Raw genomic sequence first — 24,169 nt, 5'->3', positions numbered from 1 at the left:
CCCGCCCTGTGCAGGGGAGGGGTACCTCTGAATCAGTTCCGTCATCGAATTTCCGTTGTTTTATAGAATTGCTTCAAATAAAATTTGATTTGCATAAAAGGATATTTTATCCTATTTTTGTGCCTCTTGCTCTCACCCAACCTGTTGATAGGTAATAATATAATAATAAGTTCTTTTATTTTCTAATCAATACACCATGAAAAAATTTACTTTTCTTTTTTCTCTTCTCTTATTGGGAGCTTTTCTCTATGCACAAAATGTTCCAAGAGAAAAGGTGGTTTTTGAAATAGGTACAGGCACCTGGTGCCAGTATTGTCCGGGCGCAGCTGGTTCAGCCGACCTGATGGTGGAAGAGGGCAAGGATGTGGCCGTGATCGAGAATCACAACGGTGACGGATATGCCAATACCTACTCAAACGCAAGGAACAGTTTTTACGGGATCAGCGGATATCCCACAACCCGCTTTGATGGCGTTCAGGTTCACGAAGGAGGACAGGCATGTCCCCCTCCCTTCAACAATGTTTACAACGTCTATCTGAACAGGTACAACCAGCGAATCGCCATCTCCTCACCTTACACTATCAGCTGGACCGGACAAAACACCGGCGGGAACAACTGGACGGTGTACATTACGGTCACAAAAGTGGGGAATGTCGATACGGATAATACCTTTGTCCATTTCGTGGTCACAGAATCCCATATTCAAACCAGCTGGTTCTGCATGACGGAATGTAACTTTGTGAACCGGCTGATGGTTCCCAGCCAGACCGGGACCCCGCTGAGCCTGTCGGGCAATCAGCAGCAAATAACCCTCAATTTTAACCTGGATGCGGCGTGGGACACGGATCACATCGAATTTGTCTGCTTCGTGCAGAGAAACACAAACAAAGAGATCCACCAAGCCATCATGAGCCCGCTGAGTGAACTTCCTCCCCCAGCGCCAATAGCTAATTTTACTGCTGACAACACCATCGTCTGTGAAACCACCACTGTTCACTTCACCGACCAATCCTCAGGGTATATTACCAGCCGCCAGTGGACATTTCCCGGTGGTACGCCCAGTTCATCCACACAGGAAGATCCGGTGGTTGTCTATAACACAGCAGGCACCTATGATGTTACCCTGAAGGTGAATTCCGGATCCCAAACCAATGAGCTGACCAAACCTGCCTACATCAATGTCAGCGCACAGGCGCCCGGCGTCCCCGACCAACCGGCGGGTGAAACCCAACTCTGCAAGAATCCTCCTCACAGCACCTTCACCGCCACCGGATCACCCAGTGCGGTCACCTATGATTGGGAATTAACCCCATCGACGGCCGGCCTGGTCATGAACGACGGCAGCCAGACCGTAACCGTGAACTGGGTCAACGCTTATGTGGGCGATGCCTCCCTGACGGTGAAAGCCATCAACGGCTGCGGTGAAAGTGATTTTTCAGAACCGCTGGACATTACGATCTCCGTGCGTCCTGACGTGTACAATGTTACGGGTGGCGGTGAATTCTGTGAAGATGGGACCGGTGTTGAAATCGGACTCGATAATTCGTCTGCCGGCATCACCTATGAACTGTATAAAGATGAGGCTCCAACCGGCAACATTATTGAGGGAAACGGCTCACCCATTTCGTTCGGCCTGGTGACTGAAGGAGGTGAATATACCGTTGTCGCCTTTGATCCTGTCACCGGTTGTGACAATACCATGGGCAGTGCAGCTAACGTTTCGGTGATCCCAAAACCTGTTGCCTATGCTGTCACCGGAGGCGGAGAATTCTGCGAGGGAGGTGAAGGAGTTCCTGTCGGACTGGAAGGTTCGCAGACCAACTGCACCTACGAGCTCTTTTGCAATGATGCGTCAACAGGAGTGGTCGTTGCAGGTACGGGGGAAGCCCTTGACTTTGGCCTGTTCACCACCCCCGGCACCTACCACGCTACGGCCGTTGACACCGAAGCTTCCTGCACCAACACCATGACTGGGTCTGCGGGTGTCGCAGTGGCTCCTTATCCCGAAACACCCGCTGCCCCGGGTGGCCCCACCTATGTCGATCTCTATTACTCCAACCAAACCGAATATGAAACCTCGGGGAGCGCTTTCTCCAATTATTACGACTGGCTGATGGAACCTTCCGAGGCAGGAACCATCGAAGTTTTAGACATCACTCACTGCCGCGTCACCTGGAACATGGATTACCTTGGCCAGGTGGGAATCCTGACCGAGGGGGTGAACGAATGCGGCGAGAGTGACTGGTCGGTTCCCATCGTGGTCACCATTGACAATACGGTTGGATTCAATCCGGTCTCTGAGAATTTCGGGGTCAAGGTTTCACCAAATCCATCGGACGGCATTTTCACCATCCGGATGAAATCCTCCCAGGAAGAGATCATCACCATCAGGGTGATCTCAGCATTGAATACCATCGCTTATGAGGACAACAAACTTTCCGTCAACGGGTCGCTGACCAAAACCATTGATCTCAGCCATTTGACCGACGGTGTATATTTTCTCTATATCGAAACGGAACAATCCACCTATATGAGAAAACTGATCTTTCAATAAAAATAAACGCTTAAATTTGGAAAAGGCTGTCACCCACCGACAGCCTTTTTTATTGGATAAATCATTACCTTTGCGGGAATTTCCAAACCACCATGATGAAACTTATGTTTTTACCCCTGGGGATGTTCTTCCTCCTCTTCTTGAGCACCCAGGCAGCAACCATCCAAAAGACCTATACCTTTAATGATTATACCCTTATCCAGAAAGGAGACCATAGCCTGATCACCTTTGAAGATTGCTACCTGAAGGGCATCCAGGGCGAACCGGTCCTTCCATGGTATGCTGTCAGGCTGTTGCTTCCTCCCGGCCACGAAGCCATTTCCGTAGAATTCCTCGGAGAGGAAGAAATGACCCTGCCCGGAACCTACCAGATCTATCCCGAACAGTATGTACAACCCATATCCAGTGGAAAATCAGGTATTTTCATTAAAAATGACCGGATCTATTCAACAGACCAACCTTATCCATCCACTCCGGCCGGAAAACTTTCAACGGAATTCTTAAAGGGGTATTCCATTGCACTTTCCGCTTTTACCCCGATGACCTATAACCCGGTCACGGGTACCATTACCTATTTTCAGAAAGTGACCATCAGGCTGGAAACACGCGAAAGCTCATCCTCCAGGCAGGCGCTGGCCCTGTTATCCTCTTCTGCCTCCAGCGGGGAATACCTTCGTCAATTCATTCAAAACAGCGAAGCAATATCTTCCTATCCTGCCGGGATCTCCCGTGATGAAACGTATGCCTGCCTGATCATCACACCCGACCAGTTTGCGGCAAGTTTTGATGAGCTCAGATCACACTATCTGAAATGCGGATTAGAATCTTCCGTGATCACCACCGAAGCTATCGCGGCAAATTACTCTGGCGGGGACCTGCAGGAAAAGATCCGCAACTGCATCCTCCAGGAATATGCGGACCATGAAACCGAATATGTTCTTCTGGGTGGAGATGTCGAGCACATCCCGTACAGGGGTTTTTATTGCATGGTTCAATCCTCTTCGGTATACGAAAGTTCCAACATCCCCTCTGATCTCTATTACTCAGGACTGGATGGCACCTGGAACGATAATGGAAATACGAAGTGGGGGGAAATCGGGGAAGATGATCTCCTGCCGGATGTGGCGGTGACCCGGCTACCTTTTGGCACCCAGGCTGAACTGGACAAAATGCTGCACAAGGTCCTGTCCTACCAGCAGAATCCAATTCCTGGCGAACTGCGCGATCCCCTGCTGGCCGGAGAGCATCTTTATGACAACCCGGAAACCTGGGGAAGCGATTACCTGGAGCTGCTGGTCGGATACCATGATGACAACGGCTACACAACGGACGGCATTCCGGAAGATCAAAACATTGAAAAGCTATATGAGGAGGTCACTTCATGGGGACCCTCGACTCTTCTGGCGACCATCAATGAGGGCAAATCATTCGTCCACCATGTGGGTCATGCCAGTACAACCTATGCCATGATGCTCAGCAACTGGGATATCACCAATTCGAATTTTTCCCAGGTAAACGGCGTCGATCATAACTACACCCTCGTTTACACTCATGGCTGCGATTGCGGGGGATTTGACTACAATGACTGCATCCTTGAAGAGATGGTGAAGATCGACAATTTTGCCGCAGCGGTTGTCGGAAATTCCCGTTACGGCTGGTTCAATGAAGGCCAGACAGAAGGTCCGTCGGCACATCTTCACCGTGAGTTTGTTGACGCCCTTTATCACGACAGACTCAACCGGATCGGCCGTGCGCACATGGAGTCCCGCATCGAGACTTCGGTGTGGGTCAACGCCCCGGGGCAATGGGAAGAAGGAGCGCTGCGCTGGTGCTTCTACGACTGCAATGTGCTGGGTGAGACAGCCATGCCCATCTGGACAGACGAACCCTTTACCCCGGATGTCACCTACCTATCGGCCATACCTATAGACCAGACTTCGTTGGATGTGATCGTTAGCTACGAGGGTGATCCGTTGCAGGATATCCGTTGCGTGGTCATCCAGGACGATGTCCTGTTCGGACTGGGTGTGACCGATGCAACAGGACAGGCGACGATCTCTTTCGAACAGGCCTTTACCGAGCCCGGCCAGGCTCAGCTGGTGATCAGTGGCTATAACTGCCTCACCACCACGTATCCCATCACCATCATTCCAAGCCAGGGTGCCTATTTGGTCTATGCCACTCACAGCATCGAAGATACCGATGGCAATGGCAACGGGATCCCCGAGTTCGGCGAATCCATCTTCCTGAGCATTGACATTACCAACGTTGGCCAGCAGACTGCAGAAAATGCAACCGTTGTCCTTTCCTGCGATGAGACGTATATCACCCTGACCGATGACGAAGAAAATTACGGTACGATCGCGGGTGGAGAGACCCTTTCCATTGAGAATGGATTTGCACTGGAAATCGCGGATGACATTCCGGACCAGCTTACCGTCGACTTTCAGCTGGCGGTGACGGCTGCAGAAACCTGGACGTCCGGCTTTTCCATCACGTTCTCGGCCCCCCTGCTCATACTGGGCAATCTGAGCGTGAACGACCAGCAGGAAGGGAATGGCAATGGAATACTCGATCCCGGTGAAACGGCTTACCTGTTGATCAGAACAGGCAATATGGGGCATTGCGCCACTGCCGAGGTCACAGGGCTGATCACCACCACGGATCCCCTGCTTGAGATCAACGACGGGCTCTTTCAATCAGGTCCGCTTGCCGTTTTTGAAACGGTACAGGCTTCCTATCAGGTGACACTGGATCCATCCACTCCGGCTGGTACGATCGTTAAATTGTCGTGTAACCTCACTTCGGGAGCGTATGAATTAAGTAAGGAATACCAGCTGGAAACAGGGGTCATCACCGAGGATTTTGAGACCGGTGATTTTACGCGGCATAACTGGCAATTCGGGGGCAATGCACCCTGGGTGATCAGTGAAATCAATCCCTTTGAGGGTTTGTACAGTGCCCGATCAGGTGAGATCGATGACCAGGAAACTTCGGAGATGATGATCACTGCCGAGGTCCTGGCCGACGATTCGATCGGATTTCATTACAGGGTGTCGTCAGAAACGGATTATGATTACCTGGAATTTTATGTTGATAATGTGAAAAAAGGATCCTGGTCGGGCAACCTTGGCTGGTCCTATGCTTCCTATCCTGTGACTACTGGACTGCGTACTTTTCAATGGAAATACGTCAAAGACTGGATGTCAAGTTCAGGAGAAGATGCTGCCTGGGTCGATTATATTTCCTTCCCGCCCATCTACACCCCCGTATCCGTGGATGAAATCCCTGATTCATTCACCCTTACCGTCTATCCAAATCCTTCCAGGAGTCATCTGGTCCTGGAATATGAATTCAGGCAGGTTACACCCGTGCATTTCCTACTCATGAATACAACGGGACAAACAATTCTTGAACACCGTCTCCCTTCTGCTTCAACGCCGTGTTCAGGGACTGTATCCCTGGATATCAGCGGGCTGGAACAGGGAGTTTATTACCTGCGGGCAGTAACTCCTACCGGTTCAATCGTCAGGAAAATCATTAAAATACAATAATAACCCTGTATGTATTTTTATTACACCACTTTAAAACCTTTTTTATGAGCCAGCTTTTACGTTACCTGATCCTGAGCACCCTTGCATTCTTTATCCTGACTACGCTGGCTGCCCAGCAGCAGCCGGGAAAACACCTTCCAAAAGCCGTCAAAGGCAAGGAGCACCTGATCGATACGCGGATCGACAACATGACCTACTGGAAACAGATGGCGGAAAAAGGTTATGTGGTAGTGGCTCCCTATGTCCCGGTCAAACAGGCGATTTACACGGGTAGCAGGATCGTTTCCGGGAGTGTACGGTATGACGACTCTCCGGACAAGCCCCTGACCCAGCAAAACTCAACACAGAGTGAGAACTCGGTCTTTGTCAATCCCAATGACCACCTGAATGTCCTTCAGTCGAACAACTCCACAACCAATCCTGTAAGTGCACTCTACGGAGCCAATGACTTTTTCACCTTTGACGGGGGAGAAACCTGGGAAGGCGAAATCGAGGGTACCGGCGGTGAAAATTCAGGGGATCCCTCGGTGGCGATCAGCAGCGACGGAAGATATTATGTGGGTTACATTCACAGCAATATGGACCAGGGTGTTTCCTATTCCACCGACCAGGGGCAGACCTGGACCGCCGTGCAGTGTGCGGGAGGCGGGTATATCCTGGATAAGAACCATCTGTGGGTGGATAACAGCCCGACAAGTTCCTACAATGGAAATCTTTATTCAGCCTGGACCAACTTCCAGGGCGGCCCCAACGAAAATGAAATCGAGATCGTGCGTACCACCGATGGCGGGGTAAGTTACTCCAGCCGCCTTGGGATCAGCCATGCTGTCAATGCCGGAAGCCACAACCAGGGGGTCAATATACAGACCGGGCCTGATGGGCAAGTCTATGTTGCATGGACCATCTATGACGGATGGCCGACCGACGAAACTGCGATGGGATTTGCCAAATCACTGGACGGAGGCGTCACCTATGAACCCGCCACGCGAATCATAACCAATATCCGCGGCATCCGGACATCGGAAACATCAAAAGATATGCGTGTGAATTCCTTTCCCTCCATGGCCGCCGACATCAGCAACGGGGCATACCGGGGTAACCTGTACCTTGTTTGGACCAATATCGGGGTGCCTGGGATCAACAGCGGACCCGACATCGATATCTATATGATCAAATCATCCGATGAGGGTGAAACCTGGTCGGATCCTATCCGCATAAACCAGGATCCTTCGGGACTGGGTAACCAGCATTACTTCCCCTGGATCACCTGTGACCCCGCGTTCGGAACCCTGAGCGTCATTTTCTATGACGACAGAAATGTATCCAACTCCCAGTGCGAGGTTTTCTGTGCCGTTTCAAGCGATGGCGGCGATACCTGGGAGGATTTCAAGGTCAGTGACATCGCCTTCACACCGGCACCGGTCGAAGGACTGGCAGGAGGATACATGGGTGATTACCTGGGCATTTCCGCCAATAACCGTTCGGTATATCCGGTGTGGACCGATAACCGCATGGGGCATGTGATGGCCTTTGTATCACCTTTTCAAACCGGTCCGCCTCCCAACCAGCCCTGGTTGATCTACGCTGCGCACCAGGTCAACGACTCGCAGGGGAATGGCAACGGACAGGCGGATTTCGGTGAATCCATCCTCATCGACGTTACGATGGAAAACATCGGGGATCAGCCTGCTTTAGCCGTTCATTCAGTCCTGTCTGCTGAAAATCCATTTGTCACCCTGACCGACAACGAAGAAAATTTCGGTGATTTCAGTGTGGAAGAAATAAAATCCTTTCAGGGCGTCTTTGCACTGACACTCAGTCCCTCAGTCACTGACGGTGAGGATATTGAATTTTTACTAACCTCCACCGATGCAAACGACAGCACCTTCCGGAGTACATTCAGGATCACACCACACGCACCAGCCATAAAAATCGGGCAGATGACTGTATTGGACCCGCTCGGGAACAATAATGGCAGGCTGGATCCGGGCGAAACCGCTGACCTTGTCGTTGTCACTTCCAACCCGGGGGATTACACGGCCAATAACGCAACAGCCACTCTTTCAAGCAGCAGCTCAGAAATCACCCTGAACACGACCACTGCCGATCTGGGTGACCTTGGGGCTGGTGAAAACACTTCAGCCGCCTTCAACATCACGGTCTCAGAAAACGCTGTCACCGGTTCAGCTGCACTGTTTGATTACCAGGTCGTCACCGAGTTCCACGCGGCACAGCAGGACTTCGTACAGAAGATCGGACTGATCGTGGATGACTTCGAATCGGGAGACTTTTCAGCCTTCAATTGGAAATTCGGGGGCAATTCGCCCTGGACCATGACCGGCTCCGGTGCTTTTGAAGGTTCGTATTGTCCTGTGTCCGGCCTGATCGGGAATAATTCGTTTTCAGAACTCAGGATTGAGTATGATGTCATGTTCAATGACAGCATCTCGTTTTACAAACAAGTATCCTCTGAACAAGATTATGACTACCTGTCGTTTTACATTGACGGTGTTCTGCAGGATCAGTGGTCGGGAGAGGATGGCTGGACCAGGGTCGCTTTTGCGGTTACTGCCGGGGAACATTCGTTCAAATGGGTATATTCGAAAGATACGTATGTGACCTCCGGACAGGATAAAGCCTGGATCGATTATGTGGTATTCCCGGCCGAATTACGTACGTCAGCCCAGGCTGGAGCGGATGCGGTAAGTTGTGAAAACACTCCTTTTGCATTGAATGGCGCCGCGACCAAATATAATTCGCTGCTCTGGTCAACAGCGGGTACCGGTACGTTCGATGATCCAACCATTCTGGCACCTGTTTACACACCGGGTGCGGATGATGTTACCGCCGGATCGGTCGCTCTTACCCTGACCGCCACCGGACCGGAACTTACGGTAAGCGATGACATGACGCTTTCCTTTAGCCTGAATCCCACGGTTAATGCAGGCGGTGATATCGCTTTCTGCGGACTGGGAAACATTCCTCTTATGGAACCTCTGGCTGAGCATTACGACAGCCTTCTGTGGACGACCAGCGGCACAGGTACGTTTGCCAATGCGACAGAACTCCAGGCAAAATACATTCCCGGCCCCGATGAGCTTGGACAGACGGTTACGCTGACGCTCACGGCCTTTGCCAGCGATCCCTGCCAGGATGCCAGTGACGAGATGGTGATCACGTTCCTCCAGACACCGGATCCCAGCATTACGGGACCGCTGTCCGTTTGCCGGAATTCAACGGCAAGTTACAGCACGCCACTTCTTGAGTCTTACAGCTATTTCTGGGAAATCGCAGGCGGAACCATCCAGTCGGATCCTGATTCAAACGAGATCACCGTCTTATGGGATACGACAGGCACCGAAAACTGGCTGTCGGTGACCCAGACCAATACTCTCACCACCTGCCAGAGCTCCCAGCCGGTAACGGTTACGGTTCATGAACTTCCCGTTCCCTCCGTTGCAGGGGATCCTTCTGTCTGCGCAAATGAAACCGCAGTCGTTTATTCCACGCCCGCACTGGAAGGTCATACGTACCTGTGGAACATCGAAGGCGGAAGCATCACCGGAGGGCAGGACCGTCCTGAGATCAGCGTTGATTGGGGCACTGACGGAGCAGGGACATTATCCGTACTGGAAATCATTGATTCCACCGGATGCCAGATGAGTGCCGATCTTGCCGTGACGATTCATTCCCTGCCGGTCGTTTCCCTGGGCAACGACACCAGCATCTGCCACAATCACACCCTTACACTGGATGCAGGCAATCCGGGGGCAACGTATCTCTGGTCAACCGGTGAGACCACCCGGATGATCACGATCGACACCACCGGAGCCGGCATCGGAGGAACAAAGGTTCTTTCAGTAACGGTTACCGATGCGGAGGGATGTTTTTCAAAGGACGACCGGTCGGTCTATTTTGAAGATTGCACCGGAATGGATGAAAACGCGTGGGCGATCGACGTGAACCTTTACCCGAATCCCGGAACGGGTCTATTTACACTGGTACTGAATGCACAGCGGCTTGATGGGATTGACCTGTTCATCCTGGATTCCAGGGGCACAAGGGTTTATCAGGAAAGCAACATCCGGCTCAGCGGGCAGAACCAGCTTACGCTGGACCTGAATGCACTTGGCGAAGGTGTTTATTTCCTGCATCTTACCAGCCAGGGTTCGTCTGCAGTCAAAAAAATGGTGATCCAGCGGTAGACGCCAATATCCCATCAAAATATCGTTTTATCGAATGAATAACAAAAATAAATTGCCATAATTTGTAATAACGGTTTTGTTACCCATTCATCATCCTCCCTATGCCTTCCCAGCATGTCATCATCTGCATCCAGGATGGAAAAATATTCTTTAACGACCATCTGTTTCTTCCCATCGGAAGATCCAATTTACCGATTGAACATCTGCCTGTTGAAAGGATCAAAAACGTCTTCTGGGAAATAGAACAATTGTCCTTTGATAAAAACGCCCATATCCTGAAAGCCAGGGTCAGCAATTACTTTGTCCGCGAAACGGAGACCTTTCAACAACAAAGTCCCAAGGCTGCCATTGATTTCATCGAATTCACCGGACTGGTGGATGTTCCGTCACTGAAAAAATGCCTCCTCTACTCCATGACAGAGTTGCCCAATCTCGACAGGGCCGTCATCGAAGCGTTTGAAAGCATCAATCATCCTTCGTTGCACGACAAGCCAGCAGAGATAAAACGAAAAAACCTCCTTTTTCGATCCTCCCCTTCCCATGAACTGATCAACAAAGAATTCAGCATCTCCTTTAAGGATGCGGCCTTCAAACTGGGTTATGTGGTTTTTGAACACCCGGTGCAGGAAACCGGAGAACTGGTCAGATTCAAGATCCGCAATGATTTCCTTATCCCTGAGTTCGACCTGATCAAAAGTTACTTCATGAAGGCACTGGGGACCCGAAAATTCAATGTTAGTGCCAGGATCACGATGGAGAACAGGAAAGTTGTCCATGCAGAAGCAACATCCAGGATCATCAGTTTGATCAACGAAGAATTGATCGACACCATCCGGAATATCCGCACGCTGGGAATCACCAGACCTCCATTCCGTGGCCCTATCGATAAGTCGTTGTTCACTTCCAGCGATATTTTCGATGAATTTTCGGCCGACGAACGGGAAGGCAACGTTTTTGACCAGTCGGAGGAAGAGATCCTGAAATTTTTGCTCGAAAAATCGAAGGTGCGAAACCGAAAACAGCTGGAATACCTGGCCGGTCAAAAACAGGTGCCGGGATCAAAATTAAAATTCACCCTTCATCCTTTTTTTGGCTTCCTGTTCACTATTGCAGGGGAACGCATGAACCACTTTGTCTGGGAACTGCTGAACTCCCACGCCACCTATATCTGGAGCATTGGCAAGGGGGATGATGAACTTGATCTACAGGTTCGCCGCGTGGAAGATGCGATCAACCAGGTCCGTAACAGCGGCCGCGAGCAGTATAAACTTGCCTGGCGGACCTCTCCGAACGACCCCGACCTGATCTTCAATGTCATCGTTCACGAAAACGTGAGTTCTCCTTTCATAGAAGGCTTTGTCATGTGGCGGCACCGGCTGAATGAACTGATCGTTTGATCAGGAGGATATCTGATTAACGATTAACCGATATTTGATTTTTGAGTTGATTTTTGCTCTTTGATTTTTCCTCTTTGATTTTAAAAAAGTTAATCTGCTTGCTAATTACACCGAACTATTCTACTTTTGTTACCCTTCTAACCATCAAAATTTTTAATCATGAGAAGATTTTTCTTTTTGACCTGTGTGGTATCGTGTTTCACCCTTTCATCCATCGCCCAGATCTACACCATCCAGTTTGAAAAACCACAGCTGGAAGAGGTGCGTGACGGCTATAGCCTCATCGTTTACGAAAACTGCCTGAACATGGGCAGGGAGGGAACCCCGGAGATTCCGTACTACGGTGCGGAGTACCTGTTATCACCCGGCCATGAACTTAAAGAGGTCCGGATCCTTTCGGCCACCTATTATCCCACCCAAACCGGTATCCGGATCAAACCAGCCGTAAAGCCTGTCCCCATTTCCCGGTACACGGGCGAAACGGTCACACTCAGGCAAGACTCGGTCATCTACAACTCCGCTGAGCCCTATCCGGCAAAAATGATTGACAATGCCTCCACGCACTTTCTCAACGGCCACTCCATAGGGGCATTCACCGTTTGCCCGGTCGTTTACGAACCGGTTTCCGAAAAGGTTCAATTTCTCAGGGAACTGACCCTGGAAATTTTATCAGCACCAACCGACAGGGCAGGGGAATCATCCGCCTTGCGCAGATCTTCGGCACTGATTGACAAAAGGATCAACCAGATCGTTCGTAACCCTGAACTGCTGTACACCTACACATACGCCAATACCAGGGACGATGATCCGTATGACCTGCTGCTGATCTCCAACAACGCCCTTATGCCTGCTTTTGAAGATTATGTGGAGTTCAAGGAGTCAACCGGTTTTTTTGTCAAGACGATCACGACCGAGGAAATCTATTCAACCTATACGGGGCAGGATAATGCCGATAAGATCCGGAACTGCATCAAAGATTATTACCAGAACAACGGCATCTCCTATGTCATCCTGGGTGGCGACGGGGACCCGGCCAGCGGCACCGACAACATCATCCCTCCCCGTGGACTGGATGCCCTTGATGACAGCAACATCCCCTCGGATATGTACTATGCCGGCCTCGACGGGAACTGGAATACCGATGGTGACAACTACTGGGGCGAACCCAATGAATGGGATCTTTACTCCGAAGTGAGCATCGGCCGCATCTGTGTTGATAACGTACAGGAAATACAGAGTTTTGTCAATAAACTGATTAAATATCAGGATACGCCGGTGGTGGCAGATATCGAAAAAGCGCTCATGGTGGGAGAACAACTGAATTCAAATACCTGGGGCGGAACCTATAAGGATGAGATCGCCAACGGAAGCAGCGCCAACGGGTACACCACCGAGGGGATCTCACCCAATTTCGAGGTTTCCAAATTGTACGAAATGACGTCGATGTGGTATAAGGAAGATATTTTTGAGCAGTTCAACCAGGAAGGGGTGAACCTGGTGAACCACCTGGGCCACTCCAATGTCACCTATAACATGAAAATGTACAACTCCGACCTGACCACCACCAATTTTACGAACGACGGAATTACCAGGGGTTTTGTTGTCGGATACAGCCAGGGCTGCTATAACGGTTCTTTCGACAACCGTGACGACGGGGGAGGCTATGGCGGGACCGACTGTTTTGCTGAGGTTTTCACCAACCTGCCGACCGGTGAAGTGGCAACCATTGCCAACTCCCGCTACGGTTGGTATAACCCGGGAGGGACCAACAGTTCATCACAGTACTATGACCGCGAGTTTTACGATGCCATTTTTGGGGAAGACATTACCCGGGTGGGAGATGTCAATGCCCGGTCAAAAGAGGATGATGTGTCCTATATCCAGAATGATGAATATTGTGCCTGGACAGCCTATGAGCTCAACCTCTTCGGCGATCCCAGCATGGACATCTGGACGGCAATCCCCACAGATATCACCGCTGACATCCCCGTATCCATTTCCATCGGCAGCTCATCGATCACGATTACGACCGATGCACCGTACGCCCGTGTTGCTGTTACAGCCAACGACGAACTGATTGGCCGCGGAATCGCTGATGCACAAGGGGACGTCATTGTCGAATTTCCCACGTTGCTGGATCCGGCCCCGCTGTATGTGACCATCACAGCCCATAACCGCAATAAGATAACAGGCGAGGTTCTGGTCATTTCCAACCAGCCCTACCTGATCTTCACCTCATATATGCTGAATGACAACAGTGGCAATGACAATGGCTTCATTGACTTTGGCGAAAACATCTCCATGGCCCTCACGATTAAAAATGTCGGTGATCAGCCTGCATACAATTCAGAAGTGACGATTTCAACCGATAACGAATATGTTACCCTGACCGATGACCATCACGCCTACGGTCTCATCCCCGCCGGTGAATCCAAGACCATTGCCGATGCATTCAGCTTTGAAGTTGCGTCAAACATCCCCGATCAAACGCTGATCGAATTCGACATTACGATCGTGGCGGATGATACCTGGGAAGATGAGGTTGAACTGATCGCACGCGCACCTGAATTTACGACCGGAGCCATATTCTACAACGATTCGGTAGGTGGTAATTCAAGCGGAAGCATCGACGCGGGCGAAACATTGATGGTGATCATCCCGTTGATGAATTCGGGCCACAGCGATGGATCGAATGCCACAGCCAGCCTCTCGACGGGAAGTGTGTATGCAACGATCGAAAACCCCAATGTGGAGATCGAATCATTGCCTGCCGATACCATCATCTATTTGTCCTTTCCTGTTGTAATAGACGATGAAGCACCCATCGGTGCTTTTGTTGACCTGACCATCAACTTTGCCTGTGGTGACTATACCTATCTGCACACATACAACGGTACGATCGGGATCGTTTTTGAGAACTGGGAAACAGGAGACTTCAGCCGGTTTGCCTGGTCATCCACCAGCCAGTTCCCGTGGCAGGTCACCCCTGATAGTCCATACGAGGGAGCTTTCTGCATACGTTCGGGCACCATCAACAATGATGAATCCTCCAACTTTAAATTATCTTATACCGTTCTGGCCAATGACAGCATCTCATTCTTCAGAAAAGTATCCTCCGAAGAAGATGCTGACTATCTCCAGTTCTTCATTGACGATAACCTCATTGCCCAATGGGCTGGCATGTTCGACTGGGAACGGTTCAGTTACCCTGTCAATACAGGTTTTCATACATTCAAATGGGTTTACACAAAAAATTACGATGAATTCAAAGGACTGGACCGGGCGTGGATTGACTATATCGTGTTTCCACCAACCCTGGTGACAACCTGCAATCCCGGTCCGGATACAACGATCTGTGAAGGAGAGGATTACCAATGCCAGGCAGCAGCCACTAATTACTATGCCCTTGAGTGGGAAACCTCCGGGACAGGATCGTTCAGTGCGGCCAACATTCTTACTCCGATCTATTATCCCAGCCAGGGTGATTATAACGCAGGATCCGTCACGCTTACCCTCACTGCCTTCAGTGGCCTTCCCTGCGGGGACATTACCAGGGATTTGATTTTATCGTTTATGCCAGTCCCTGACGCACCAGGAACACCCGCCGGACCTGATTACGTTGATCTGTACTACACGACCACGTCCGACTATGCAATCCAGCCGGTACCTGGAGCCACTTCCTACAACTGGCTTCTGGAACCCCCAACAGCGGGATACATCTCAGGTATGGATGAACTGGGAACGGTGACCTGGAACACGGAATTCACCGGGACCGCTGGCATTAGCGTGGCAGCGCTGAACGAATGTGGAGACAGCGATCATTCAGAGGTGCTTGAAGTACTGGTCAGCAACACCGTCGGCATTGACCAGTTGAATGGCCAGGGTTTCTCCTTGCAAATCCATCCCAATCCTGCCAGTGATGTAGTTTACATCACCGTCTATTCGGATGTTGAGGAGCAGGTTGACCTGACGATCACACACGCCTCCGGCACCAGAGTACTCATTATGAAAGACATCATCATCCATCAAAAGTTCTGTAAAGAACTGGATATAAGTGCCTTGCCAGGCGGGGTCTATTATATAAGGATAACAGGTGAAAACGCGCATGCCGAGAAAAAACTGATCCTTCAGTAAGCTTTGACCCGGCTGTTCATATCCTGCCGTAACGGACAGGTAATTTATATTCTACTTTCTTGAAATTATTCGGTTTATTTACTTATGTAAATCAAATATTTATGGCCAGGAAATACACCATCCTCATTTGCCTTTACCTCCTTTCGAATGCGCTGATCGCTCAGGTTGTCAACGTGAATCCGGATCCCGGCGGTGATCCCTGGCTGGCAGGGGGATTAAGACCATTGACAGCGGATGACTGGGAATTTCTCAACGATCTGCCCCGTTTGACAACACCTCCTGAAAGGGCCGGCCGTGATCTTCCCGCTGCTGTTGATAATACGACACAGCCTTATTTCCGTCCCATTTTCATGCAGGATGGCGGGAGTTGTGGCCAGGCCTCGGGGATGGGATACTGCTTCACCTATGAGATCGATTGTGAACGTGGTGTTCCGGCTGACAATCTGCTGACCCAGTACCCGACCCACTACACCTGGAATTTCCTCAATGGCGGCACCGGCGGTGGATCCTGGCACTTCGACGGATGGGTGATCGTTCAATCGGACGGATGCCCCAACGTGCTGGACTGGGGAGGGGATTATGCCTATGGCGGCTATTCCAGGTGGATGAGCGGCTATGATGAATATTACAACGGAATGCATAATAAGGTGCTGAATATCTTCGCCATCCAGGTTGGCAACGAACAGGGACTGGAAACCCTGAAACACTGGCTTTTTAACCATCTTGGGAAAAAGGAACCGGGAGGACTGGCGGTCTTCGCAGCCGGAGTTTCCAACGATTTTACCATGACCTCCCTGCCAGCAGGTACACCGGAAGCAGGTAAATCCGTCGTGGTCTGGTGGGACGCGGAGGTCAACCACGCCATGACCATCGTCGGCTATAATGATTCCATAAGGTATGATTTCAACGGCGATGGACAGTACACCAACCATATTGATATCAACTCCGATGGAACGGTCAATGTGAAAGACTGGGAGATTGGCGCGCTGAAATTTGCCAACAGCTGGGGAATGGGGTTTGGCGACGGCGGAACGTCCTATATGATGTACAAAGGCCTCGCCGATGCCACCTCCCAGGGAGGGATATGGACCAATACCATCCACGTGATCACCACCCGCCAGGTCTACGATCCTTTTGTCACCCTGAAGGGAACGGTCAAACATACCTCCCGCGACAAGATCCGTTTTATGGCCGGGGTGTCGGCCGACACCAATGCACTGAAACCCGACTATGAAATGACCTTCCCCCTGTTCAGGAATCAGGGAGGGAATCTTTATATGCAGGGAGGCTATTCCGAAGAGGATAAGACCCTCGAATATGGTCTTGACATCACTCCCCTCCTGAGTCAGATCACCTCAGGGCAACCCGCCCGGTTCTTTTTCAGCATTGTTGAAACAGACCCTGCCAATACAGGAACAGGAGAGATGGTTTCACTGAGCCTGACCGATTATACATCCGGAGAAGAGATCATCTTTCCCCAGCAACACCTACCCATTGCCGAAAATGATACTACAACGGTCTCCGTTTGTGCAACGATCAGCTTCAATGCCCCGTCGATCACAACGGAGGAACTTCCTCCCGCTGTTGTTAATGAACCTTACAATGTGCAACTGGAAGCGTCCGGTGGCACTCCTCCCTATGCATGGGACCTGTTGATCAATTACGAAGAAAATCCCATCATCGGTATCTACCCTGCGATCAATGATGAACTGCTGGTACCAACGGATTACGATGACGGCTATGCCATCAGGGAACTTGAATTTTCTTTCCCGTTCTATGGGGAAACCTACGATCAGGTTACGCTGCTCACCGACGGTTCCATCGTATTCGAAGAAGCATTCGACTATATCCGTGATGAGGAAAAACTGAAAAACAGTAAAGTAATAACGGCTTATTGCGCCGATCTGATGATCTATCCCGGGCAGGGGGATGGCATTTATTACCAGGGGAATGCCAGCAGTGCCACCTTCCGCTGGAAAACTTCCAAATACGATGAGCCTGATGTGGATATTGATGTGGTAGTGGTCCTGAATGCCAGTGGGATTATTGACTTCTATTATGCCAATTCGATGACAGACGGGACAGGATGGGCTTCAGGAATCTCAAAAGGCGACGGTCAGAGCTTTACGATTGCCAGCGTGTCGAACACGAACTCCCTGCCCGACAACTGTGCACTGGAGTTCCGGCCACCTGACTACCCCATGGGGATGAACATCACCGGTGACGGCATTTTCCAGGGTGTGCCGGCCCTTGACAACCATTCCTGGGAGATCACTTTCCGCGTAACGGACTACCTGAATATTGCGTCCACAAAGGCCCTGACGCTGTCCACTGGTCATGTGGACGTACCCGCGCCGGGAGAAATGGCCGGCCAGCTATCGGCCGATGTCCGCCCAAATCCTTTTTCCACCGAAACCAGAATAGGGTTTTACCTTGATCAGATGACGCAGGTGGAATTAAAGATCTACAATCTGGAGGGAAAACAGGTCAAAACGCTGATCCATCCGCGGCCTTTTCAGCCCGGAAGCCATGCGGTCGTCTGGAATGGCTCGACCGACACGGGATCCGTTGCGAAAAACGGAGTGTATCACTATTTTCTGAAAGCCGGTAACCGGATTGGTACCGGTAAGATCGTCCTGCTGAAATAGCAACGACTCTTGTCCAATAATAAGGACTTTATGGACATCATGAAAAACAAACTTCTGCCCATCCTGTTGATGCTGGGGCCCTTGTTATCCGCTGCCCAAAAACATGATGCCGGTCAGGATTCACTGGCCTTTTATTTAAAATCCGGCATTTACACGCCCCTGAACTATTATGATTCGATCTACATCACGTCACTGCCGACCCTGGAGTTACCGGATCATTTCAGGGGAGATAACGCACCGCTGCTCCCGCCCATCGTGGATAATTCAACACAACCGTTCATGCGGCCTGTATTCAACCAGGCAGGTTATTCCTGCGGACAGGCCTCACTGGTCGGGTATAATTTTACCTACGAAATGAATTATGTCAGGAATGCATCAGGGGATGAACCTGAAAACCAGCATCCCACGCATTTTACCTGGAACTGGATGAACGGCTCGAATTACTACGGCGGTGTCAGTTATTATCACTCCATGGAAGTATTGCGGCACGTCGGTGATCCCTCAGTGGAAGATTACGGAGGAATGTCGGCCGGGGGGGAAAAACGGTGGATGTCGGGCTATGACCTGTATTACAATGCCATGCACAACAGGATCCGGGATGCGTTCAATATCCGGACGGATACTTATGAAGGATTTATGACACTCAAGCACTGGGTGCATTCACATCTGGACGATGCTTCAGTTGGTGGTGTAGGTAGTTTTTATGCCAATCAACCCTCTCTTCACGTGTTCCCGGGTGGATCACCGGAAGCGGGTAAACACGTCTGCACCGGCTGGTCATCTTCAGCTTCCCACGCCCTCTGCATTGTAGGTTACAACGATTCCATCCGCTGGGATTACAACGATGACGGCCTGTATACCAATGATCTGGACATCAACGGTGACGGAGTGGTCACGGTTAAAGACTGGGAAGTCGGAGGATTCAAGTTCGTAAACAGTTACGGAGGTGTACCGGGCTGGGGCGACAGCGGGTATTGTTACATGATGTACAAAACAGTGGCAGATGTCTTTGGCGAAGGGGGTATATGGAATAACACGGTGAATGTGCTCAAGCCAAAATACGACTGCAGTCCGCAGCTGACCATGAAAGTCACCCTTACCCACACGTGCAGGTACAGGCTGAAGATCACGGCGGGTGTTTCCGATAATGTCAATGCAACGGCTCCGACCTATGTGATGAGTTTCCCCATCCTTAACTATCAGGGAGAATGCCTGTATATGCAGGGAGGTACGACGGAAGCGGATAAAACGATTGAATTCGGACTGGATATCACTCCCTTGCTGAATTATTTACCACCCGGGCTGGAAGCAAAATTTTTCCTGCAGGTGGAAGAAAGTGATCCTGAAAACTGGGGAACAGGACAGATCAATTCATTTTCACTGATGAATTACACCAGTGGTGTGACTGAAATTCCCTGCAGCGAAACGAATGTTCCCATCCAGCAGAACGCCATGACCCGTTTGTCGGTTGTCGCCGCAATAAATTACAGTGATGTGACCATCCAGACAGCTTCCCTGCCCCCGGCCACTCTCTATGAACCCTATTCTTACACCTTGGCTGCAGCTGGCGGCACCTTGCCGTACGAATGGTCGCTCAGGTACGAATATCAGGAAACATCCTCATCATCGTCCTTCCCGGCCGTTACGGCCGAGCAACTGACTCCGACCAGCAATACGACCGGGTATGCCTTGAAGGCCTTACCGTTCCAATTTCCGTTCTATGGTGAGCTCTATGATACGGTTTATATGTATGTCAATGGTTTTTTGAAATTTGATAACTCCCTGGTCACCTTCCCTTACCATAAGGATAATTACCTGCGGTTCCTCAAAAACAGAAACATAGCACCCAGATTTGACTTCAACCTGCAAATCTATCCCTCCTACGGTGACGGTCTGTGGTACCAGGGAGACTCAACCGGTGCCACGTTCCGGTGGAATGTGTCGCAAACAGGAATGTCATCCACTTCGGATCTGAATATGGTAGTCAAACTGTATCCCGATGGTAAAATTGAGTTCTTTTACGGTACCAGCACCATCCCCTCTTCTGTTGAATGGTACGCGGGTGTCACAAATGGAGACGCCAAAAATTACCATATCCCGTCAGGTTCGGGTGTCAACCCTATGACACAGAATAAAAAAATTCAATTAAATCCCTTCCCGTACCCGCTTGACATGACCATGGATGTCTCCGGACTCTTCCACGGCGCTCCCCAAAAAGCCTATGCACAATTTCCGGTTACCTTTCTGGCTACTGACCAGAATGCTATCTCGTCAAAGAAAACACTGGCGTTCACCACGACAGGCATACAGAGTGATTTTGTGATCCATGCGGGCTCCGACAACACCATTGAGCCAGGGGATACCGTTTTGGTGGATGTGACCCTGAAAAACCTGTCGGATGATCCCTATACCGAAGCGACCATGAAACTCACCACCGAAGATGACATGGTCATCCTAATGGATAACATACAGCCGATCGGTACAATTCAACCGGGAGAGATCCTTATCTTCCAGGATGCATTTTCCTTTCTGGTGGCAGATGCTGTTTCTGACAGGCATCCCATCGCGATGCAACACATCATTACGGCTGTTCAGGATACACTCCAGCGCACGTTGACCTTTACGGCAAGTGCTCCGGTCATCGTTCCGGGATTGCTCACCGTTCAGGATTACGCTGACCAGATACTGGATCCCGGTGAAACATCCAACCTGGTACTTGCACTCCACAATGAAGGCGGAGGAAAAGCGATCCATCTGATCGCAGGCCTCTCTTCGCCCGATCCGTACATCACCATAAATCAGTCGCTGGATACCGTTCTCCTGCTCCCTGCCCATTCCGATACATCTTTTGTTTTCAACATAACCGCATCACCGCAAACTCCCTATGGACATATCGCACCCTTCACTCTGTCGGTCGGGGGAGATCCTGAAGTTCTGATCACCGACAGCCTGTATTTGATCGTGGGTACGATCACAGAAGATTTTGAAACCGGCGATTTCACCAAATTTCCCTGGTATTACGCCGGACAGCAAAACTGGATGATTGAAACCGGAACTATTTACCAGGGAACCTTCAGTGCCAGGTCGGGAACCATCAATGATTCCCAGTCAAGCGCATTGCTGCTCCAGGCAGATGTCCTGTCAACATCCCTGATCTCCTTTTACTCAAAGGTCTCTTCCGAATCAGGTTATGACTTCCTGATCTTTCTGATTGACGGTGCGGAAAAAGGGCGGTGGTCAGGAGAAGCCACCTGGAATAAACATACGTATACGGTCGGGGAAGGTCCGCACATTTTTCAATGGAAATACCAGAAAGATGGAAGCGTGGTCGGGGGAAGTGACTGCGCCTGGATCGATTATGTTGTCATGCCTCCCACCGATGCATTGCTCCTGACCGTTTATGCCGGTAATGATGACACCATATGCCAGGGCAGCACCGTTCAGCTGAATGCCACTGTTTTCAATGCTTCTTCCATTGAATGGTCAACCTCCGGATCAGGAACATTTAACGATCAAACTATATCTGATCCCCTTTATACGCCAGGTATCTCCGATATAAATTCCGGTAATGTCACTCTGACCATCACGGGATCCAATGAGCTGGATTTGGAGCTATCAGATATTATGCAATTGACCATCAGTAGGTTACCATATCCGTTTGCAGGGCCGGACCGTCTTACCTGTGAAGGATCCCCTGTCACGCTTGATGCCGAGGTCACCTACTCCGACTCCACGTTCTGGACGACCGGAGGCGACGGGACCTTTAACGACCCCACCCTGCTGGATGCAACCTACACGCCCGGTCAGGAAGATCTTGCAAATGGGGCAGTCAACCTTTTCCTGACAGCCTTTCCCCATCCGCCCTGCACGCAGAGTCAAGCCGACACCATGTCGATCAGCGTTCAATATGAACCACAGGCGTTCGCCGGTGAAGACGGCTGGGCCTGTGAAAATGCTCCCCGCAACCTTAGCGGAACGGCTGTGAATTCCGGTTCAATCCTTTGGGAGTCATTGGGAGACGGTATTTTCAACGATCCCACCCTCTTGTCAGCGACCTATACGCCAGGACCGGAAGATATCAGCCTGGGCACGGCAGAACTAACGCTGAAAGCATTTGGAATCGATCCATGCACAGGTTCGGATATAGACAGCATCATCCTGACACTGGATCCGGGACCGATGGTTGATGCCGGGGAGGACCAGACGATCCTTTACAACACTTCCGCCACGCTTCAAGGAATGGCCAGCGGAGGATCAGGTGATTACAGTTATTACTGGGAGCCCGGGGCCTACCTGGAGGATCCGGGTGTGCAAAATCCCGTGACCATCCCCCTGACCAGTCCCGTCACGTTCAAACTGACCGCAACAGACAACAGTACGGGATGCCCGCAGAGCGACGAAATGACGGTCTTCATCGAAGGCAGCCCGTTCGAACTGACGGTCACGGCCACGCCCAACCCCGCCTGCACAGGCAATGTTGTCCAGCTGTTTGCCGATGCCCAGGGATCCACGGGACCTTTCAGCTATTCCTGGACCTCAGATCCTCCCGGATTTAGCTCCGGCCTTCAAAATCCAACGGACACACCGCTGGTCAATACAACCTACTACGCAAGCGTTACCGATAACCTGAACAATGTCATTCAGGATTTTGTGCCGGTAGTACTGGTTGACCCACCGTTTGCCTCAGCCGGCGATGATGCAACCGTATGCCTGGGGGACTCCTATATGCTTCAGGGTCAGGCAGATAATTACACCGAAATTCAATGGTATACCTTTGGTGATGGTTCCTTTGATGATGCCTCCCTGCTTCACGCCATTTACACCCCCGGACCTGCTGACCTCGTCGCCGGTGATGCCCTTCTGCAAATCCTTGTCACCGGGATCGAACCCTGTAACATACCTGCCCCTGACATGATGGTGCTCTCCTACTGGCCTGAAACGCAGGTTACGCTCAGCGAATTGCCTGACCTATGCCTCGACGATCCTCCCTGGATGCTCACCGGTGGCTCCCCTGAAGGAGGTATCTATTCAGGCACCGGTGTCGTCGATGAATATTTTTACCCTGACATTTCCGGTGCCGGTACCTTCGTGATCACCTATACCTATACGGATGAGAACCAATGCAGTTTCTCCGCAAGCCAACCCATCACCGTGGATGAATGTACCGGAATCAACAAACAGAATGAACAGTCAGCGATCAAGGTCATCCCGAACCCCAATCACGGTATTTTTAAGGTTCAGATGGATGCCCTGCTGGAAGAAATGGTTTTTCTGAGGATCATGGATCCTGCGGGTAATCTTGTCTACGAGCATGATCTGCCGGTCAGGTCAGGCAGAAATGACGTGGAGATAAACCTCAGCTGCCTGAAATCAGGAGTATATATCCTGACGGTCATCAGCAACGGCACCCTGGCGACCAGGAAAATAGTGATATTCTGATCAGTCCATCTGCCGGAAGTAGGACCTGTTGGCCCTGCATATCGGACATACCCAGCCTTCAGGAAGGTCTTCCCAGGCTGTTCCCGGTGGAATGCCATTACGGGGATCTCCTTCAGCGGGATCATATACATATCCACAGATCTGGCATACATATTCTCCCCTGCTGCCACTCTGTTCTTCTGACTGCTCCTGATCCACATAAGTGGGAGCGTTCGGAGGAGCAAATGCCTTCCTGACA

8 protein-coding genes are annotated in these 24,169 nt (G+C 50.8%); 7 read left to right on the top strand and 1 reads right to left on the bottom strand.

Going from position 1 to position 24,169, the window contains the following annotated elements; all coding sequences use genetic code 11:
• Window positions 1–196 precede the first annotated feature (196 nt).
• The 7 genes from PKI34_00995 (at window position 197) to PKI34_00965 (ending at window position 23,931) form a co-directional block, all read left to right on the top strand.
• Window positions 197–2,554: a PKD domain-containing protein gene (locus PKI34_00995; protein ID HNS16381.1), complete on the top strand. Its 2,358-nt coding sequence runs from the start codon at window positions 197–199 to the stop codon at window positions 2,552–2,554.
• A 92-nt stretch (window positions 2,555–2,646) separates the two neighbouring features.
• Window positions 2,647–6,108 (top strand): C25 family cysteine peptidase, encoded by a 3,462-nt coding sequence (locus PKI34_00990; GenBank protein HNS16380.1) that lies wholly within the window; start codon window positions 2,647–2,649, stop codon window positions 6,106–6,108.
• Between the two features lie 44 nt (window positions 6,109–6,152).
• Window positions 6,153–10,313, top strand: a complete 4,161-nt coding sequence (locus tag PKI34_00985) for a T9SS type A sorting domain-containing protein (GenBank protein ID HNS16379.1) — start codon at window positions 6,153–6,155, stop codon at window positions 10,311–10,313.
• 101 nt (window positions 10,314–10,414) lie between these two features.
• Window positions 10,415–11,710 (top strand): hypothetical protein, encoded by a 1,296-nt coding sequence (locus tag PKI34_00980; GenBank protein ID HNS16378.1) that lies wholly within the window; start codon window positions 10,415–10,417, stop codon window positions 11,708–11,710.
• Window positions 11,711–11,869: 159 nt separating this feature from the next.
• Window positions 11,870–15,844, top strand: a complete 3,975-nt coding sequence (locus PKI34_00975; protein HNS16377.1) for a C25 family cysteine peptidase — start codon at window positions 11,870–11,872, stop codon at window positions 15,842–15,844.
• Window positions 15,845–15,945: 101 nt separating this feature from the next.
• Complete coding sequence (locus tag PKI34_00970) at window positions 15,946–18,492, top strand: hypothetical protein (protein ID HNS16376.1); 2,547 nt, start codon at window positions 15,946–15,948, stop codon at window positions 18,490–18,492.
• A 30-nt stretch (window positions 18,493–18,522) separates the two neighbouring features.
• On the top strand, window positions 18,523–23,931 hold the full coding sequence (locus PKI34_00965; GenBank protein HNS16375.1) for a T9SS type A sorting domain-containing protein: 5,409 nt from the start codon (window positions 18,523–18,525) through the stop codon (window positions 23,929–23,931).
• Here the strand turns inward: PKI34_00965 and PKI34_00960 are convergent, their stop codons facing one another.
• The gene (locus tag PKI34_00960; protein HNS16374.1) at window positions 23,932–24,072 is read right to left on the bottom strand and encodes a rubredoxin; all 141 of its coding nucleotides are present in this window, start codon (window positions 24,070–24,072) and stop codon (window positions 23,932–23,934) included. It abuts the gene before it with no gap.
• Window positions 24,073–24,169: the final 97 nt, after the last annotated feature.

The sequence above is a fragment of the Bacteroidales bacterium genome, assembly GCA_035342335.1.
GTDB lineage: Bacteria > Bacteroidota > Bacteroidia > Bacteroidales > JAGONC01 > JAGONC01.
This window is presented reverse-complemented; position numbering and strand designations above follow the sequence as displayed.

What these genes read in the sequence shown, in the direction of transcription:
- PKI34_00995 (HNS16381.1), top strand. Translation starts at nt 197, where the DNA reads ATGAAAAAATTTACTTTTCTTTTTTCTCTTCTCTTATTGGGAGCTTTT.
- PKI34_00990 (HNS16380.1), top strand. Translation starts at nt 2,647, where the DNA reads ATGATGAAACTTATGTTTTTACCCCTGGGGATGTTCTTCCTCCTCTTC.
- PKI34_00985 (HNS16379.1), top strand. Translation starts at nt 6,153, where the DNA reads ATGAGCCAGCTTTTACGTTACCTGATCCTGAGCACCCTTGCATTCTTT.
- PKI34_00980 (HNS16378.1), top strand. Translation starts at nt 10,415, where the DNA reads ATGCCTTCCCAGCATGTCATCATCTGCATCCAGGATGGAAAAATATTC.
- PKI34_00975 (HNS16377.1), top strand. Translation starts at nt 11,870, where the DNA reads ATGAGAAGATTTTTCTTTTTGACCTGTGTGGTATCGTGTTTCACCCTT.
- PKI34_00970 (HNS16376.1), top strand. Translation starts at nt 15,946, where the DNA reads ATGGCCAGGAAATACACCATCCTCATTTGCCTTTACCTCCTTTCGAAT.
- PKI34_00965 (HNS16375.1), top strand. Translation starts at nt 18,523, where the DNA reads ATGGACATCATGAAAAACAAACTTCTGCCCATCCTGTTGATGCTGGGG.